Source organism: Sphingomonas sp. Root720 (assembly GCF_001428605.1).
GTDB lineage: Bacteria > Pseudomonadota > Alphaproteobacteria > Sphingomonadales > Sphingomonadaceae > Rhizorhabdus.
The window spans coordinates 939,999-955,000 of the sequence record NZ_LMID01000001.1 but is presented as its reverse complement, the minus strand read 5'-3'; the positions used below and the strand labels follow the sequence as shown (position 1 = coordinate 955,000).

Sequence of the window (15,002 nt, the reverse complement as noted above, 5' to 3'; positions counted from 1 at the left end):
GCGCGCGGGTGCACGCGCACGCACGCGAGGGACGGTCTACATCACGCGAAAATCAGGCTGTCGGCGGCGAAGCTCGCACCCCGGCCGCCGCCCGCGACGATACCCCCCGGCACCTCGCAACACGACACCGGCTTGCCGTCGACGAGAAGCCAGGCGCAGTCGATCCGCGCGAAGCCGATCTGCGGATCGATCGCGATCTTGCGGCCGAGCAGCGCCTTGCCGTTGCTGGCGCGATAGGCCGCCGGTTCGAACTCGATCGGCCTGATGTCCTCGATCATGCCGCCGCCCTCCGAAAACACGATCGCCGTCGCACCGGTGAGCGCCGCCTCGAGGGCCGGCACCGGCGCGGCGGGCAGCTCGAGCACGATAGCGCGCTTCTTCGGCGCGCCCTTCGCCTTGGCGGTGCTGACCCCTTTGGTCTCCAAGGTCTCGATTTTCGCCGTTGCCTTCCCGAGCTGATCCTCGAGTGTCTTGGCGCGATCGGTAAGCGTGCCGATGATGACGGCCAGCGCGGCCGCGCCGTTCACTCCCTCGTCAAGTTTGCCGGGATCGAAGCCGGCCGTCTCGATCAGCGCGTCGATCTGGTCGAGTTCGATCCGCATGGCGGCGCGATCATCGCTGACGCCCTTGAGGGCAAGGACCAGCTTGTCGATGTCCGTCGCGTCCTCGGGGCCGCCATTGACCGGATAACCCAGCGCTACGAGCGCGGCCGACGCCTTCGCCAGTTCGGACTGGTCGCGATCGCGATCGCCGACGAGCAATACGATCGTCTCGCCCGCGAATGCGAGGATCGTCAGGTCGGCGGGACGATCGAACCCCTTGTCGCTCAATAGCTGACCAAGCCCGTCGATCTTGTCTTTCAGGTCGAGCGCCGCCGCCTTCCAGTCGGTTTCGCCGCCCTGATCCGGTGCGGCTGCGCCGCCTGTCAATGACTTGCCACCCATGTTCATTCTCCTTCGCTCAGTTGAAAGTCACACGCCCAGCAGCGCCTTGCCGCCGGCCGTCGCCGCCTCCGCGCCGCCGAAACCGAGCAGCACGTTCGCCCCAGCGCCGCGCCGGCGCCGGATCTCGTCGGACGCGGCGGCGTTCTCGGCCGCCATGTCCCTGGTCGCCACCGGCGTCGGCGCGGCCATCTTGGGTTTCCCGAACATCATTCCCGACATGTCATCGCCCTCCGCTGAAATAACCGCTGCCATGGTCGACGCGGGCTGCCTCGCGTGCGCGTGCACGCGCGCGACCGCGCCGGTCCGTCTTTCCAAGCACGAAATCGACCGCTCCATCGGCCTCGAGGCCGGCATATTGCTCGGCGTCGCAGACGTGGGTGTAGATCGTGTTGGCGATCTCGAGCCGGCCCCTGCTCTCGCCGTCGCCGATCGTCGCCTTCGCGTAGCGATATCCGCCAAGATGCCCTCGGATCAGGTGCTTGCACCGCGAATGGACCGCGTAGCCGTCGATCTCCGCCTGGGCCCGGTGGATCACCTCGAGGCGGGGCGTCGCCGCGTTCGTCCGCGCCGGCTTCACCTTCACGCCCCGGATGCCCAGCCCGGCCTGGAAGGCGAGCACCCACTGATGTTCGTGATCGACGCGATCGGCGGCGGCGAAGGCGGCCGGGTCGGCACGTACACGCAGCTTGTCGGGTCGCAGGTCGAAGAAATGATCGTTGAGCATCTGCCGGCACATCTGGCCGAAGGCGGTCGGCCCGATCTTCATCAGGGTCTTTCCGTCCTCGTGCATGATCACGCTCTCGGCGAGCGAGCGGAGCTGCGCCATCGGCGTGTGCTGCTGCGCGACCGCGGCTGCGAACAGCCCTTGGTCGACGCCGAGGATCAGGTCGCGCGCCGGATCCCAGTCGATCTCGCGGACATGCTGCTCATAGCTGAACCCCGGGTTGACCGGTTGCCCGAACTGTTGCGGCACGAACTTGTTGTCGACCATCCGCGCGACGTAGCTCGGCCGGTGTTTGTTCAGCGCCGCCTGGATCGCGTAATAGCCGGGCGGCAGGTTGTGGATGTTCTCCGCGCCGGGCGATCGCCCGCCTGGCTGGATGAAGGTCTCGATAAGCTTGCGATCGCCCAGCGCGGCGACGAGTTCCGCCGACAGCAGCTCGCCGAGATCGCGCTCCACCGCCAACTTGTAGACCCAATTGTCCATGTACGGCGCGTTGAGCGACAGGATGATCTGCGGATCGACGACAAGCGACGGATCGAGGTCCGAAAATCGCCCGACGCGGCCCGACAGGAAGGCGATCAGGTCCGCCGGCTGCAGATCGGCTTCGTCGATCATCACCGCGTTGACTTCCCAGCCACGACAGGCCGCCTCGACGCCCTGGTCGCCGATCGCGCGAAACTCCATTTCCAGTTCGCAGATATCGCTTGGCTGCCCGTACTCATCCTCGTCGAGGATCAGGTTCAGCCTGTGCGAGTAGGGCGCTTTCCGGCTGAAAACCCCGTCGCTTTCGGGGTGGATGCGGAACCACGAGGGGAGGGTGTTCTTCTCGATCGACGGATAGGTCTCGCGGATCACGCCACAGCGCGCCTTGCGCCGCTTCCGGCCCTTGCCGTCGAGCTTGAAGCCCTGGCGCATCCCCACCCGGCGCAGCTTCCGCAGCGCCGTCATCGTCTTCGCCGAACCCACCGGCCCGATGATCACCGACAGGAACGAACGATCGTCGAGAAACGCCTCCGAAATCGGCCCCGGCGAGTTGAGGATGCGGGTCTCGATGTTGGGATCCTCGATCATGCCGCCTCCTCGAGGAAGCTAGGCGCAGAGAATGCCAACGGAGCGGGAGCGGGCATCCGATCGGGCTCTAGCTGTAGCACCAGCAGCCCTTTCAGCGTGCAGGCGATCGGTCGGAAACCGGCGATGATGAAGCTATGGCCGGGGTCGCGCTTCTTACGCACACAAGCGGGGTCGACGAAGGTGATCATGCCGACCGTTGGCGGCTCGCCATAGTGAGCGAGGGTAGCCGCCACGGCGTCCCGGATCAGCTTCGAAGCGACGCCCGCCCCTTCGTTGCGGAAAAGCGCGCATTCCCAAGCGCCAGGCCAGGCGTGCCCGACGAAGCGCTGCACCACGGTTGCCCAAAGCGCGGCGCATCCATCGACCTCGGCGTAGAAAACCGCACAACTGCCCGCCTTGACGAACTGATCCGTGCCCGGTTTCTGCCGGCTGTAATGTCGATCGGCGAGCACCAGCGCGCGCGGATCCCGACGATGTGAGCGTGTCCAGATCATGCGTCGTCATCCAGATCGAGATCCTTGGCGACGCGGATCGGCGTGCCCTCGATCGTCGGGCCCACCGGCTTCATCTCGCCGCGCTGCTCGATCACCCGCACGCCCCGGATCGTCGCATCCACGGCGATCGGCTTCTTGCTGTTGATGTACGGCTGAACACCTTCGGACGCGCGCAAGATGAGCGACAATGCCTCACTGTAAGACATGCTTTCGGTATATGTGATTACTTGGCCGTCCTTGGTAACGCGCGTGACGGTGCGTTCGCTGTTCTTCATGAGAACTTCGGGGGCCGTGTTGGCGAGGATCATCATGTTAACGCCCGGATCCCGTCCGTGGCTGAGCAGAAGCCGGGCATAATCGTCGGTTCGCTTGTTGCGAGCGCCAGGCGGCCGACCGCGCCGGGCTTCTCGCAGCACGGCAAGATGGCCGGCCATCGGGCCGAGGCGCTCGCGTGCTTCCGCGATCTGCTCCGGACTGGGCGCGCCGAGCAGATCGAGCTGCTCGGCCTCTTCGGCCAGCGCCCGCTCATACGTCGCTTTCGCGCCGCCCACGAGGTCGCCGACCACTTTGGCGTCGCCGGTCTCAGTTGACATGGCCCCGGCCCCTACCTAGCGTTGTGCCCTTGGCGCCGATCGCGCCCTTCCCATGCCCCCGGCCCCGGTTGCGCGCTCCCGAGAGACGCGCCTCGCCCCGGCCCGTGGGGCAATGTCCCCAGCTTTCGCACCCCCGGCCCCGGCCAAACACGTCGAGGGAAGCCGCACCCCCATGGGGCCGACATGGAAGGGGGAGCGAGGGCCGGCCCAAAATCCGGAAAATCTCGTGCGCGAGCAGGAGCGGGGAGGGCGGCGCGCGATGGGGGGAACGGCCCCCCTCGGCTTCGCCGAGCCGGCCGATCGGCCCGGCCGCGTTCAGTCTGTCAGACTGACGACGCGGCCCGGAAAACGTCGCAGGATCAACGCTTTGCGCCGATCCTTCCAACATCGCCTTTCCAACATGCGCGATCAGCATCCCGGAAAACGGCGGAAATCCGCCATTCCGCATCGAGCAGCTCGCGGCCTGGTCGCGGACCTCGATCGACATCGCCAGGCGCGCCGATCGCCGCACCCCCCGCCGAAACTTTCGCCACCCACCCCGTCCAAACAGGCCCAGATCAGCACCGGCCGAGCCGGAACCTGCGTATCCACCCCATATTTTATTGGTTTTCAGTGACTTAGGATGGAAAGGCCGCGCCCGGTTCCATTGCCCGATTGAGATGGAACCGGAAATGGAACCGGAAAAGCGAGCAAGATCAGATAGATAAGAGACTGGTTCCACCGGTTCCACCGGTTCCATAGGGTTTAGTCTCACGTACGCGCATGTGTGTGTGATCGTGTCACGCGCGCGCGCGAGGAAGTGGAACCGGCGGAACCGTCCCGTTAAGCTGTTGATATCGTTGGAAAAGCCGGTTCCATTTCGGGTTCCATCGGCGTTCCATAATGGAACCGCCCCCCAGCCCGGCTGTACCGCCACCTTGAGCCCCTTTCCTGTTGGTATCAAGCGGGCCGGGGCGCGGGACGCAAAAAAAGACGGCGCGGGCCGGGGCCAGGCCAAGAGGTCGGCCGGGCGCGGGAAGGTGCAGGTGGAGCGCGATCGCACCGCGTCCGCTGCCCTCCGGGCATCGAACGCTGATCGCGCACGTTGGCCGCTTGCCACGGCGGAAAACTGCCAAATACCACGCCTCGATATTTTTTTTCTGAGAGGGATTGACAATGAAGCGTGTCTATCAAAACATAGACAGACAAGGCGACGGCAACCGGCCGCGCCGATGGTCAGAAAGGACCGATCATGAGCAACGAACCGAAGCGCTCGGCCACCATCGAAATGGGCCCCTACACTCTCGACGTAACTTTCTCCGCTGACGCGGATCTGGACGGCACTTTCGAAGCCGTCTGCAACGATACGGGCGAAATCCTCCGCATCAATGGCTGGCTGATCGAGGATATCGACTACACCGACGGCGTGGAGGCTTAACCCATGTCGAAGATCGACCTCCACCAGCAGATCACCGATCAGCTCGTCGCCGCGATCGAGGCCGGCGCCAAGCCCTGGGCCCGGCCCTGGACGGCGGCCGGCGGCTCGATCGTCCCGGTCCGCTCGAACGGCGAAGCCTATCGCGGCATCAATGTGCTGCTGCTGTGGGCCGCCGCCATGGCCAAGGGCTACGGTTCGGGCCGCTGGATGACCTTCAACCAGGCCAAGGCGTTCGGCGGCATGGTCCGCAAGGGCGAAAAGGCCACGCAGATCGTGTTCTTCAAGACCCTCGAGGTTGAGGCCGACAAGGATGGCGGCAGCGACGAGGGCGAGGGAACGCGCAAGGTCGGGATGCTGCGCGGCTACCACGTGTTCAACGTCGACCAGATCGACGGCCTGCCCGATCGCTTCGCGCCGGCGCCCGTGGCGATCGTCGCCGGCAAGGAGCGGGACGCGGCGGCCGAGGCCGCCATCCGCTCGAGCGGCGCGCGGATCGTCGAGGATGGCGGCGAGCGCGCCTATTACCATCGCGGGACGGACGACATCCACCTGCCGGCGTTCGATCGCTTCACCACCGTCGGCGGCTACCTCGCCACCATGGCGCACGAGGTCGTGCACTGGACGGGCGCGCCCCACCGGCTCGACCGGACCAAGGGCAAGGCGTTCGGCGACGCCGACTATGCGTTCGAGGAGCTGGTCGCGGAGATCGGCTCGGCGTTCGTCTGTGCCCGCCTCGGCGTCGCCGGCGAGCATATCGACAACCACGCGGCCTATGTCGGCAACTGGCTGCAGGCGCTCAAGAACGACAAGCGGGCGATCTTCCGCGCCGCCAGCCTCGCGCAGGCCGCCGCCGATATGGTGTTGGCCGAAGCGGGCCAGGGCGCGGCCGGCCAAACAGCGGCCGTGGAGCCCGTCGCGGCCGCCGAGCGGGTTCAGTTCGCCTTGGCGCTCTAAACGACCCAGGACGGCGGCAAGGGCCGGCAGGAGCGATCCCGCCGGCCCTTCGCTTGTCTGCTCCCCGCGCCGCGTCACAACGCGCCCTGCTCCGGCAGCAGCGGCCGGTCCTCGTCGTCGATCTCGAGGCTGCAGATATGCTCGAGCGGAACGAGCGTGGCGCGGTCCTTGATGCCGTCGAACTTCACGTCGACGCCCTTGATGGCATCGGGCAGCCGGCCGAAGCTCTGCCCCCACACGCCGCCGGCCCACACCGTCTTTTCGAACAGCTTGGCCAGGCCCAGCAGCCGCTTGCCGCCGATCGCGACATAAACCCGCTCGCCGAGCACCGCCGGCTTGATACCGACGACGGGTTGACCGTTTTTGTCGATCTTATCCACCTTGTTGACCAGGCGCAGGCCCACGGCCGACAACCGCGAACGGGCGCGGTTCAGCACCTGATCGTTCGTCATCATCATGCCCTTGCGGAGCACGCGCGAAATCGGCTCGAGATCCTCGCCGCCCTTGGTGTGCAGATAGCTTGACGCCAGGTGCGTCGCCGCGTCGGCCTCGTCGGCGCGATCGTCCTGTTGCTCGCTCGTCATGATGAAGCGCAGCCGCTCCGCCCATTCGGCGACGCGCGAGGGCATGACGTCCTCGGCGATCGGATCGTATTTTTCCTCGAGTAGTCCGGCCGCGCTGTCGAACATCAAGAGGTCGACGCAGGCCAGCAACGTGCCGTACTGGTCTTGCCCGCGCTGGTCGAAGCCGACCCGCATCAAGCCGAGCTGATAGGCTTCCAGCGTCTCCTGGAAGCGCGGCCATTGGTCGACCATCCGCCGGCGGAGCTGCGCGCCGTTCTGCCGCCACTCGACGGGATCGAGCCGGATTCCCGATCCGTCCTCGAGCTTCTTGAGCTCGAAGAACGTCAGTCGGCTGCGATCCTGCGCCAGCATCGGCGGCACGAGGATCGACGAGAACAGGAAGCACGTCTGCGCGGCGAATTCCTGTGCCGTATGATCCTGCGATCCGCGATGGATCTTCGAACCCGACGACGCCAGGCGCGCCAGCTTGATCACCGGGTCGCTCGCGGTGCCCTGTTCGCTCGGCTCGCGCTCGTCGAACATGATCGGCAAGGTCTGCAGCTTGGTGAGCTGGCGGATGCCGGCCTCGGTCGCGTCGGCGGTGCGGATCACGCCGTCGCCGAACATGATCGCGATCAGGCCATGCTCGCCGTTCAGCGTCGTCTTGCCGGTGCCGCGGCTGCCCGTGATCCAGCCATGCGGCCGCCATGGTAACGCCCCCGCGACGGCCATCGCACCGAGCAGGCCGAGCAACAGCCACGGATCGGTGGACGGGCGGACCCAGTTCCACGTCTTGAGCATCGCATAGGTCTTCGCCGCCGGCGCCGTGTCGGGGCTTTCCGGGGCGGGCTTGGGGATGCCGGGCTTGGTCGGATAGACATAGCCGTCGACCAGGCCGGGATCGGCCCAGCGCGTCGGCCGGCTTTCGCCGTTGACCCGTTTCAGCCCGCCGATCAGCACGCGATCGCCGCAATGCAGGATCAGCTCGCCGTCGGATCCGCGATGCGCGCCGCGCTCGCGCACCTTGCCCTCGGGGTCGAAGATGCCGGCGAAGCTCGCCGCCTGCACCATCGCCTTTTTGACATCGGCATAGACGAAACCGACGATCGGGTAATATTCCTTGCCCGTCGCCGGGTCTTTGACGGGTTTGCCGTAGCGCGGCCAATTTTGTTCGAGGAAGTTATACTGCCGACCATATAAGGTCATGATGCAGACATCGTTCCAATCCTTGGTCGACATCTTCACCATCTGGCGCGCTTCGTCGAGGAAGTAGCTCGCCGTGCCCAGTCGGCCGAGCGGCGTGACCGGGCATCCCGCCGGCAGCAGCGGCCGATCGGGCTCGCGGTCCTCGGGCCCATCGTTCGACGGCCGCAGATCCGGCGCGTCCTGTGGCTTGATGTCGGCGATGCCCATCAGCTCACCAGCTTCAAGGCGGGCTGCGCCGGTTCAAGTGCCGTTACAGCCTGCGGGTTGATCCACAGCACTTCAGTGCGCGGGGAGTTGCGATGCGCCCGAGCTGCCATCTCGACGCGTTTCCAGCCAGAAAGTGCGTCGTCATATAGGGTGTCGGGATAACCGGAGATGAGGATCATTGCTCTCGACCTCGCTGCGACGGCAAGCAGCTCCGCATGATCTTCCACAGTCATCTCATAGGCGTAGGTGTGATATCGCTCGCCAGGCCGACGTGACTTGGTCGAGCGGGTCGCCGGCAAGTAGGGCGGATCGAGATAGATCAGCGATTGATCGCCATCGAAACGGGTCAGCATTTCCAGTGCCGGCCGGCACTCGATAGTCACGCCGCGCATCCGGTCGATGACCGCTTCGAGCGCGGCGGGCAGATCTGCCCACTCGCCAGCTACGTTGGTAGTGCCGGACACGCCATCAGTGCGGAACCCGGTGGGGCGGTCGATCCGGCATCCTCCGGTGCCATGGGCGAGATGCGACCGCACAATGGCACGACGGGCGCGCTCAACTGGCTCCGTAACGAGGTCAAAGGCAGCTAAGTATTCGGCTCGAGAATACGGCGTTAGTTTAAGCAGTTTAAGAAGATCACCCGCGCGCTCGCTACGAAGAACGCCGAATAGGTTTACGAGTTCGCCATCGAGATCATTGTATGTCTCATTATAGGCGCGAGGCTTTTGCAGAAGGACCGATGCCGCTCCGCCAAACGGCTCGACGTAGATTCGATGCGCGGGAAAGTGACTGATTATCCACGGCGCAAGCCGATATTTTCCGCCTAGCCAGCGCAGGACGGGTCTCCTGATCTCGCTCACGCCACAGCCCTCCCGGCTTTGCGGCCGAAGAACCCGTCCGGATCCTTGCACAGCCATTCGTTGAAATCCTTGAACGCCGGCGCCGTGTTGAACGCGGCGGGATCCGGTGCCCCGCCGCCGCCGATCGGCGTGCGCGGCGGGTAGATGATCCGCACCTTGAACCCGCGCGCCTGCAGCTTGCCGATCTCGCGCTCGAGCGCGTCGACCGCCTTCGATCCATAGGGGTCGTTCTGCCCGACGATGATGATCGAACCGGCCTGCTCGGGGAGCTGAAGCGATCCCACCTTGGACAGGCTCACCGCCGCGATGATCCGCTTGTCGGGCATCCCCATCGCCACCGACAGCCCGTCTTCGATCCCTTCCGACACATAGATGTCGGTGCCCGGCGCGATCGTCGCCAGCTTGCCGGCGCCGTCGCCGCGCCACAGCGGAATGAACCCGCCCTTGCTCGCCCCCAGCGTCAGCTTGGGATCGGCGAGCAGCGCCTTGCCCCAGCTCCCGTCGGGCCGTTGGCTGATCCATGTCCGGTGCGTGCCGAGATGCGCGCCGTCGAGGCCGACGATCGCCGCCACCATGCACGGCAGCTTCGATCCCGCTTCCTTGTTCGTCGCATCGGGCCGGAACCGCAGCGCCCCCGGCGCGCGGCCGAGCGCGCGGCAGTCGATCGACCGGCCGCGCAGATACAGCTCGGCCGGCGTGCCCGGCAGCACCGCCGCATGCAGCCACATGTTGCGTGCCCCGTCCCGGATCTTCTGGATCTCGGCCGCGTGCTGCGCCTCGCGCGCGCTGGCGTCGCGCTCGATCGCGCGCCGCGCCCGTTCGAAGCTCGATCGGTCGCCGTTCGTGATGCCGAGGAAGTCCTTCGCCCACCCGATCGCGTCGACCTGGTTGCCGCCGCACCGCCGGATCCGGATCAGGTCCAGCATGTCGCCGTCTTCCTCGCCGGGGCGAGCGCCGCCGAAATCATGCCAATGGCCGACATACTTGCCGGTCAGGTCGACCGTCAGCGAATAGGATCCGCTTTTGACGTCATCCATATTGCTGGTTTTCCAGTGCGTCGGGCTGCCGGTCGGCGGATCGAACACCCCATTGGGAAGGAGATCGGGCGCCAGCTCGCGCGCACGCTCGTTGAGCATGCGGCAGATCGTCTTGAACTCGATCGGGTTGAAGCCGCCGGCGCCGCCATGCCTCGCGGATCCCGCCTGCCTGCGCCCCGATCCTGATCGCCCCCCGGCCATGGCTTAGAACTGTCGGAACTTCGGCGTGCCGGTGATCGCCAGGACGTAGATATTGCTCTTGGGGCCGAGATATTCCTCGATCCGCGCCGGCCCTTCCAGTGTCACCGTGTCGGCCGGCGCAGCGGGCTGGGACGTCGCGATCGTGAAGCTGATGTCGTCGCCGCTGGCCAGGTACAGCACCACGCCGCACCCGACCGCGCGATGCCCCTCGAGCAGCGCGTCGCCATTGGTCGCGTCGACCACGGCCGGCACCGCCTTGATGTTTCCGTCGATGAAATACCGCATCCCCCCGTGCTCCTTCAGCTGGGCAGTGTCGAAAGTGACCGCGCATAATGCGCGAACTGGTCGAGCCGCTCGGCCAGGCGCGTCGCCTCGTCGGGCGTCAGCACCCGCACCAGCGCGCGGTCCGGGAACGGCTGCATCGCGATCTCGCCGTGCATCAGCGACAGGATCGGCACCGGATCGTCCTCGGGCCCTTCGCGGTCCGGATCGTCGCGGTCAGGGCCATCGGGCCCCTCGGGCGCGGACGATCGCCGGCGTCCCGCACCGTGATCGTCCGCGCCGTCGGGCTCGCCGCTGCCGGAGGTCAACGGCGCACGGGGGGGCTCGGGATCCTGATAGTCCAGCCCGTCGGGCAGCGGGCCCGCCAGGCGCAGCAGCGGCCACATCACCGCCGGCTCGATATCGTTGGGGTCGTAGATCGCCCGCTCGACCGCATCGACGAAGCTCAGCGACACGCGGCCGATCATCCGCGCGGCCTGCCTCTGCGTCAGCCGCTTCGCGAACCGCCAGCTCCGCATATAGCCGGCGAACAGCAGCTTGCGGTCGGCGATCGCGAGCTGCGCGATCAGGTCGGGGGCGGGGGCGGTCACGCGCCGAGCCCTTCGGGGCGGGCCGCTTTGGGTCGGCCCGCCCCTTCGGCTATCCTGCGCGTCCCACAACACAGGAAGAACATGAACATGGCGCACAGCGTTGAAATCGAAAGCCGCCTGTCGGTGCTCGAAACCATGGTCGCGGATCTGGTCGCGCGATACATCCCGGACGAACCCACGCTGACGGCCTGGACGAGCAGCCAGTCCGAACAGGCCCGGCAAATGGCGGAGGCGCGCGGCGAAAATCCCGCTACCATCGCCTATATCCAGGCTTGGGATGAGATGCTCGCCAGCGTGCGCGTGCATTTCGCCGCGCTGCGGCCTTCCGATCGGCGCTGATCGCGTCGATCCGATCCAGCGCCGCCTCGTGGCTTTCCGCCGGATAGGGGGCCGGGGGCGGCGTCTCCGCGTCGAACGGCCAGCTTGCGCGCTGTACCCGGTCCAGCTTCGCCGCTATCCGACGCGCGCCGATCGCCGCCGCGAACAGCGCCGGCATCGCGACAAATGCGACGAACAGAGCGGCGACGGCCATGCTCATCGCGCGGCTCGCGCCCGGCGGGCGCGCCCCGCGCAACTACGTATTTTAGCATTGGTTGACAGCGGCTTAAGCCTGCCGGAGGTTTGGTCCTCCATCCGGGGGGATAGGTTATATGAGAGGTTTTGCGCGTTCATCACGCGGCTTTCTGAGGCGCCGTATATTGCGTCGGCGGGGCGAGGTCATCGAGGGTGATCTCCCCTTCGCTTAACTCCCGCATTCGCTTTGCGAAGCCCATGCCGGCCTGACGTGCCCCGCGCTCGATCGCGCTGATATACTGGACATGATAACCCGCTTGGTCGGCCAGCTCCTGCTGGGTCAGCCCGCGGTTTTCCCGCCAAGTTTTCAGCTTCGACATGAGCCTCTCTAATGATGGAGAGGGCATATAAGACTGATCGTCTTATTTCGTCAATCGACAAGACAAGAGAATTGATGCAGGGTAAGTCACAGTGTCTTATGTCATCCTCATGTTTCCGGACAATCGCATCCGTGAATTTCGCAAGAGGGCCCGCCTGTCGCAGGCGGAGCTGGGCAAGCGCGTCGGTCTGCATCAAACGCAGATCGGTAACCTCGAGAATGGCACCCGCGAACTGACGTTCGAGTGGGCGAGGCGCATTGCTGATGCACTAGGGTGTTTGTTGGCCGATCTGCTTACCGACAAGGATAACCCGGATCGGTTGAGTGAAGAGGAGCGCGAATTGGTGCGCAACTTCCGGGCGGCCAACGACTCCCAAAAGGCGCTCGTAACCCGCGTGGCTGAGCCGCTTCCAATTGCGGCCGAAGAAGATGGCAGGAAGACCGCCGCTTGATCGCGCTGGTTTTCGCAGCACTCACCTGTTTGATTGGATCTGTCGTGGCCGGCGCTCTGCGTCTGGCGCGAAGGGGCGTGTATACGCCGTCGGGTGCCATGGAAATGCTTGCGCTTGCGGCGGGGATTTTTGCGCCCCCAATCGCGATCTATCTGATCTGGCCTGTGGCGTCTTGGTGGTCCGTCGCCATCTATTTGCTACCCTCTGTGCTTGGCAGTTTTTGGGTTGGCGGCTTCGTTGCTCGTGTGCGGGAACGTGATGCCAGGGCTGCTCGCCTAGCATCCACGCTGCTTTTCGGATCGATAGTGACCTTGATCGGCTTAATGGCGACGAATTTTCTGGGCCATAAATAAGACCATTTGACATACTAAGACAAATAGACTTATACCGCCGCCGTTCACCCGAACGGAGGCACCATGTCTGTTCATCAGCTTCTCGAGGCGAGGCGTGCCGATCAGGGCGTCGGCCTCGTCTACATCGCCAGGCGGGCGAAGCTCCCGGCGGAATTGACCACCGGCGCGATCGTCAAGCGGATCCGCAAATGGGTCGCTAAGGCCAAGTTTCCGCCGCCCGTCACCCCCCGCATCTATCGCGGCGAGCTGCTCGACGGCGCCGATGCCGTCTGGGTGCATGCCCGCTGGGACAAGGCCCATGTCGACGCCTGGTTCGACAACCGCACCCCGCCCGAGCTCCGCGTCGTCGACGACGGCTATCTGCGCTCCCACGTCGCCGGCCTGCTCGACAGCCGCGCCGAGGCGATGTTCGCCGGCGGCGCGCGATGAGCCGGCCCGTGTGCTTCGACATCGACGAGGCCGACAACGCCTACGTCGATCAGGTCATCGAGCGGTACGCTGCCGTATATCTCAAGATCTTCGGTAGCGAATTGCCCCACGACGGGAGACTGTCGCATCGCATGGATCTCGTCGCGACCCACGCGAATGGCAATCCGATGGATTTCGCCAAGCTGCTGGCGGCCGATGACTTCACTTTCGCACACGATATCGGCGGCATCGACCGCCATATCGATCGGCGCACCGGCAAGTTGCTGGGGCATTTCCTGCCGCGCTGCTCGAAGCGCGAGCCCGCATCGGGAGTGGCCGCATGATCCGCGCGGGAGAAACCACACATGTTGGTGCGCCGGGGCCGTCCTCGCTGACGATCCAACTCGGCGATCGTCAGGTGCGCGCCCGTCACGCCCACGAAAGCGGTATCAACAGTTTCGAGGCCGACTGCGCCGGCTGCGGCGAGCATCATGCGATCGTTACGATCTGCTTTTCGCTCGACAGCATCGCGCCGCCGACGCGCGCCATTTATCTCTCGCTCACGCCGGACCAGGCCCGCGACTATGCCGCCTCGCTGCTCGCCGTTGCCAACGAGATGGACGGCGGCGGGGTGCGGCAATGATCCGCGCCCTCGCCATCGCCGCCGCCATCGCGGCCTGCGCCGCGCCGGCCTCGGCCCGCTCGCTCGGCGATCGCATCCGCGACATGCCCGACGAGGAATGGGTCTATCAGGGCTCGCGCGCCGTCGAGCTGGGCCTGACCGCCTATTGCGCCGCGAACGGCAAGTGCGAGGAGGTCGGCGTCCCGAAGCTCGTCTGCGGCGCCCGGCCGTCCGCCGCGTGCCTCGCCGGCTTCGGCGTCGTGACCGGGTTCCTTTCCGCCGCGATCACCTCCGCCATTCAGGACCGCGACCCTGCGGCCGCCCGCACGGTCGCCCGCGTCAAGATGTTCGTCGGCGCCGGTGTGGTGGGCTGGAACCTGTCGGTGGTCTGGTGATGCGCCCTATTCCTTGGCTTCTCGCGGCGCTGGCGATCGGCTTCCCCGTGGGGATCTCGCTGTGGGTCGCCTTCATCCGCTGGGCGATCGCGCTGTGATCGATCCCATGCCGCCCCGCCGCGACGAAGAGGGCTGGCATGGTGTCTGCCTGTTCTTCGTCGTCTTCTTCCTTCTCATGCTGTCGGGCGTCGTGCGCGCCTGGATCGGAGGCCGTTTATGAGCAATGCCGGCGACGCCGTCACCACCGCGATCCTGCGCGCCTGGCGCGACGGGCAACCGCCCGCATCCGCCACCGTCAAGGCGATCTGCGATTTCCCGTTCAACAACCGCGCCCTCGCCGACGTGCTCGCCGAACGGCTCGATCAGATCTTCGGCCACGGCTATGACGCGGTGCACGACAACTGCCATCCGGCCACCGATCTCCCTCTCGCGGCGCTGACCTATCTCGAGGACGCGCTTACCAAGATCCAGGGCGCGCCGGGCTATACCCAGCCCGTCCTGGGTGTCGCCGCCGAAGCCCCCGCGCCGTGGCCCTGGCGCGATTTCTTCCGACCCGCCGACGCGCGCACCAACATGGTCAAGGCCTGCGCGCTGCTCCTTGGCGCGATCGACCGGCTCGACGCCGGCGACGGCGCGGCGGTCGAAGAACGCGCCGCCGCCTACGGGGCGCGGTGATGGCGAGGCCGACACCGAAAAAGGCTCCGCCGCGCGAAACGATCGGCAGTCTGCGCGCCAAG

22 protein-coding genes are annotated in these 15,002 nt (G+C 66.0%); 11 read left to right on the top strand and 11 right to left on the bottom strand.

Annotated features, from left to right (window positions below; all coding sequences use genetic code 11):
• Positions 1 to 41 precede the first annotated feature (41 nt).
• The 5 genes from ASE22_RS04410 to ASE22_RS04390 are packed head-to-tail and all read right to left on the bottom strand — an operon-like array spanning position 42 to position 3,826.
• Positions 42 to 944, bottom strand: coding sequence for a hypothetical protein (locus ASE22_RS04410; RefSeq protein WP_156397331.1), 903 nt, complete (start codon positions 942 to 944; stop codon positions 42 to 44).
• 27 nt (positions 945 to 971) lie between these two features.
• A complete protein-coding gene (locus ASE22_RS04405; RefSeq protein WP_056355466.1) occupies positions 972 to 1,163 on the bottom strand; it encodes a hypothetical protein in 192 nt (63 codons plus the stop codon).
• A 1-nt stretch (position 1,164) separates the two neighbouring features.
• A complete protein-coding gene (locus ASE22_RS04400) occupies positions 1,165 to 2,739 on the bottom strand; it encodes a hypothetical protein (protein ID WP_056355463.1) in 1,575 nt (524 codons plus the stop codon).
• Positions 2,736 to 3,233 (bottom strand): hypothetical protein, encoded by a 498-nt coding sequence (locus ASE22_RS04395; protein ID WP_056355460.1) that lies wholly within the window; start codon positions 3,231 to 3,233, stop codon positions 2,736 to 2,738. The genes ASE22_RS04400 and ASE22_RS04395 overlap by 4 nt, the downstream gene beginning before the upstream one ends.
• Entirely contained in the window at positions 3,230 to 3,826 is a 597-nt protein-coding gene (locus tag ASE22_RS04390; protein WP_156397333.1) for a hypothetical protein, read from the bottom strand. The genes ASE22_RS04395 and ASE22_RS04390 overlap by 4 nt, the downstream gene beginning before the upstream one ends.
• 1,231 nt (positions 3,827 to 5,057) lie before the next feature.
• Here ASE22_RS04390 and ASE22_RS04385 point away from each other — a divergent pair.
• Together ASE22_RS04385 and ASE22_RS04380 are read left to right on the top strand one after the other, a co-directional pair.
• Positions 5,058 to 5,243 carry a hypothetical protein gene (locus tag ASE22_RS04385; protein WP_056355453.1) on the top strand — a complete coding sequence of 62 codons (186 nt, stop codon included), beginning with the start codon at positions 5,058 to 5,060 and terminating at the stop codon, positions 5,241 to 5,243.
• A 3-nt stretch (positions 5,244 to 5,246) separates the two neighbouring features.
• On the top strand, positions 5,247 to 6,197 hold the full coding sequence (locus ASE22_RS04380) for an ArdC family protein (RefSeq protein WP_082545679.1): 951 nt from the start codon (positions 5,247 to 5,249) through the stop codon (positions 6,195 to 6,197).
• A gap of 74 nt (positions 6,198 to 6,271) precedes the next feature.
• Here the strand turns inward: ASE22_RS04380 and ASE22_RS04375 are convergent, their stop codons facing one another.
• The 5 genes from ASE22_RS04375 to ASE22_RS04355 are packed head-to-tail and all read right to left on the bottom strand — an operon-like array spanning position 6,272 to position 11,143.
• A complete protein-coding gene (locus ASE22_RS04375) occupies positions 6,272 to 8,173 on the bottom strand; it encodes a hypothetical protein (RefSeq protein ID WP_056355449.1) in 1,902 nt (633 codons plus the stop codon).
• Entirely contained in the window at positions 8,173 to 9,033 is an 861-nt protein-coding gene (locus ASE22_RS04370; RefSeq protein ID WP_056355446.1) for a DNA adenine methylase, read from the bottom strand. Before ASE22_RS04370 ends, ASE22_RS04375 begins: the two co-directional genes overlap by 1 nt.
• Positions 9,030 to 10,271: a DUF7146 domain-containing protein gene (locus ASE22_RS04365; RefSeq protein WP_056355442.1), complete on the bottom strand. Its 1,242-nt coding sequence runs from the start codon at positions 10,269 to 10,271 to the stop codon at positions 9,030 to 9,032. Before ASE22_RS04365 ends, ASE22_RS04370 begins: the two co-directional genes overlap by 4 nt.
• A 3-nt stretch (positions 10,272 to 10,274) precedes the next feature.
• Complete coding sequence (locus ASE22_RS04360) at positions 10,275 to 10,556, bottom strand: hypothetical protein (RefSeq protein ID WP_056355439.1); 282 nt, start codon at positions 10,554 to 10,556, stop codon at positions 10,275 to 10,277.
• Between the two features lie 14 nt (positions 10,557 to 10,570).
• Positions 10,571 to 11,143, bottom strand: coding sequence for a hypothetical protein (locus ASE22_RS04355; RefSeq protein ID WP_056355436.1), 573 nt, complete (start codon positions 11,141 to 11,143; stop codon positions 10,571 to 10,573).
• Positions 11,144 to 11,224: 81 nt separating this feature from the next.
• On the opposite strand from ASE22_RS04355, the gene ASE22_RS04350 reads away from it, so the two are divergent.
• Positions 11,225 to 11,482: a hypothetical protein gene (locus tag ASE22_RS04350; RefSeq protein WP_056355433.1), complete on the top strand. Its 258-nt coding sequence runs from the start codon at positions 11,225 to 11,227 to the stop codon at positions 11,480 to 11,482.
• Between the two features lie 332 nt (positions 11,483 to 11,814).
• Here ASE22_RS04350 and ASE22_RS04345 read toward each other — a convergent pair whose 3' ends face one another.
• Positions 11,815 to 12,036, bottom strand: a complete 222-nt coding sequence (locus ASE22_RS04345; protein WP_056355430.1) for a helix-turn-helix domain-containing protein — start codon at positions 12,034 to 12,036, stop codon at positions 11,815 to 11,817.
• A 91-nt stretch (positions 12,037 to 12,127) separates the two neighbouring features.
• On the opposite strand from ASE22_RS04345, the gene ASE22_RS26030 reads away from it, so the two are divergent.
• The 8 genes from ASE22_RS26030 (at position 12,128) to ASE22_RS04315 (ending at position 14,940) form a co-directional block, all read left to right on the top strand.
• The gene (locus tag ASE22_RS26030; RefSeq protein ID WP_200935116.1) at positions 12,128 to 12,487 is read left to right on the top strand and encodes a helix-turn-helix transcriptional regulator; all 360 of its coding nucleotides are present in this window, start codon (positions 12,128 to 12,130) and stop codon (positions 12,485 to 12,487) included.
• Complete coding sequence (locus tag ASE22_RS26660) at positions 12,484 to 12,840, top strand: hypothetical protein (RefSeq protein WP_156397335.1); 357 nt, start codon at positions 12,484 to 12,486, stop codon at positions 12,838 to 12,840. Before ASE22_RS26030 ends, ASE22_RS26660 begins: the two co-directional genes overlap by 4 nt.
• 63 nt (positions 12,841 to 12,903) lie before the next feature.
• Positions 12,904 to 13,269: a hypothetical protein gene (locus ASE22_RS04335; protein WP_056355427.1), complete on the top strand. Its 366-nt coding sequence runs from the start codon at positions 12,904 to 12,906 to the stop codon at positions 13,267 to 13,269.
• A gap of 8 nt (positions 13,270 to 13,277) precedes the next feature.
• A complete protein-coding gene (locus tag ASE22_RS04330; protein WP_156397337.1) occupies positions 13,278 to 13,592 on the top strand; it encodes a DUF6874 family protein in 315 nt (104 codons plus the stop codon).
• A complete protein-coding gene (locus tag ASE22_RS04325) occupies positions 13,589 to 13,891 on the top strand; it encodes a hypothetical protein (protein WP_056355421.1) in 303 nt (100 codons plus the stop codon). The genes ASE22_RS04330 and ASE22_RS04325 overlap by 4 nt, the downstream gene beginning before the upstream one ends.
• Positions 13,888 to 14,265 (top strand): hypothetical protein, encoded by a 378-nt coding sequence (locus ASE22_RS04320; protein WP_056355418.1) that lies wholly within the window; start codon positions 13,888 to 13,890, stop codon positions 14,263 to 14,265. The genes ASE22_RS04325 and ASE22_RS04320 overlap by 4 nt, the downstream gene beginning before the upstream one ends.
• 94 nt (positions 14,266 to 14,359) lie before the next feature.
• A complete protein-coding gene (locus ASE22_RS27845) occupies positions 14,360 to 14,485 on the top strand; it encodes a hypothetical protein (RefSeq protein ID WP_268796566.1) in 126 nt (41 codons plus the stop codon).
• Positions 14,482 to 14,940 carry a hypothetical protein gene (locus ASE22_RS04315; protein WP_056355416.1) on the top strand — a complete coding sequence of 153 codons (459 nt, stop codon included), beginning with the start codon at positions 14,482 to 14,484 and terminating at the stop codon, positions 14,938 to 14,940. Before ASE22_RS27845 ends, ASE22_RS04315 begins: the two co-directional genes overlap by 4 nt.
• Positions 14,941 to 15,002 lie beyond the last annotated feature (62 nt).

What these genes read in the sequence shown, in the direction of transcription:
- ASE22_RS04410 (WP_156397331.1), bottom strand. Translation starts at nt 944, where the DNA reads ATGGGTGGCAAGTCATTGACAGGCGGCGCAGCCGCACCGGATCAGGGC.
- ASE22_RS04405 (WP_056355466.1), bottom strand. Translation starts at nt 1,163, where the DNA reads ATGTCGGGAATGATGTTCGGGAAACCCAAGATGGCCGCGCCGACGCCG.
- ASE22_RS04400 (WP_056355463.1), bottom strand. Translation starts at nt 2,739, where the DNA reads ATGATCGAGGATCCCAACATCGAGACCCGCATCCTCAACTCGCCGGGG.
- ASE22_RS04395 (WP_056355460.1), bottom strand. Translation starts at nt 3,233, where the DNA reads ATGATCTGGACACGCTCACATCGTCGGGATCCGCGCGCGCTGGTGCTC.
- ASE22_RS04390 (WP_156397333.1), bottom strand. Translation starts at nt 3,826, where the DNA reads ATGTCAACTGAGACCGGCGACGCCAAAGTGGTCGGCGACCTCGTGGGC.
- ASE22_RS04385 (WP_056355453.1), top strand. Translation starts at nt 5,058, where the DNA reads ATGAGCAACGAACCGAAGCGCTCGGCCACCATCGAAATGGGCCCCTAC.
- ASE22_RS04380 (WP_082545679.1), top strand. Translation starts at nt 5,247, where the DNA reads ATGTCGAAGATCGACCTCCACCAGCAGATCACCGATCAGCTCGTCGCC.
- ASE22_RS04375 (WP_056355449.1), bottom strand. Translation starts at nt 8,173, where the DNA reads ATGGGCATCGCCGACATCAAGCCACAGGACGCGCCGGATCTGCGGCCG.
- ASE22_RS04365 (WP_056355442.1), bottom strand. Translation starts at nt 10,271, where the DNA reads ATGGCCGGGGGGCGATCAGGATCGGGGCGCAGGCAGGCGGGATCCGCG.
- ASE22_RS04360 (WP_056355439.1), bottom strand. Translation starts at nt 10,556, where the DNA reads ATGCGGTATTTCATCGACGGAAACATCAAGGCGGTGCCGGCCGTGGTC.
- ASE22_RS04350 (WP_056355433.1), top strand. Translation starts at nt 11,225, where the DNA reads ATGAACATGGCGCACAGCGTTGAAATCGAAAGCCGCCTGTCGGTGCTC.
- ASE22_RS04345 (WP_056355430.1), bottom strand. Translation starts at nt 12,036, where the DNA reads ATGTCGAAGCTGAAAACTTGGCGGGAAAACCGCGGGCTGACCCAGCAG.
- ASE22_RS04335 (WP_056355427.1), top strand. Translation starts at nt 12,904, where the DNA reads ATGTCTGTTCATCAGCTTCTCGAGGCGAGGCGTGCCGATCAGGGCGTC.
- ASE22_RS04325 (WP_056355421.1), top strand. Translation starts at nt 13,589, where the DNA reads ATGATCCGCGCGGGAGAAACCACACATGTTGGTGCGCCGGGGCCGTCC.
- ASE22_RS04320 (WP_056355418.1), top strand. Translation starts at nt 13,888, where the DNA reads ATGATCCGCGCCCTCGCCATCGCCGCCGCCATCGCGGCCTGCGCCGCG.
- ASE22_RS04315 (WP_056355416.1), top strand. Translation starts at nt 14,482, where the DNA reads ATGAGCAATGCCGGCGACGCCGTCACCACCGCGATCCTGCGCGCCTGG.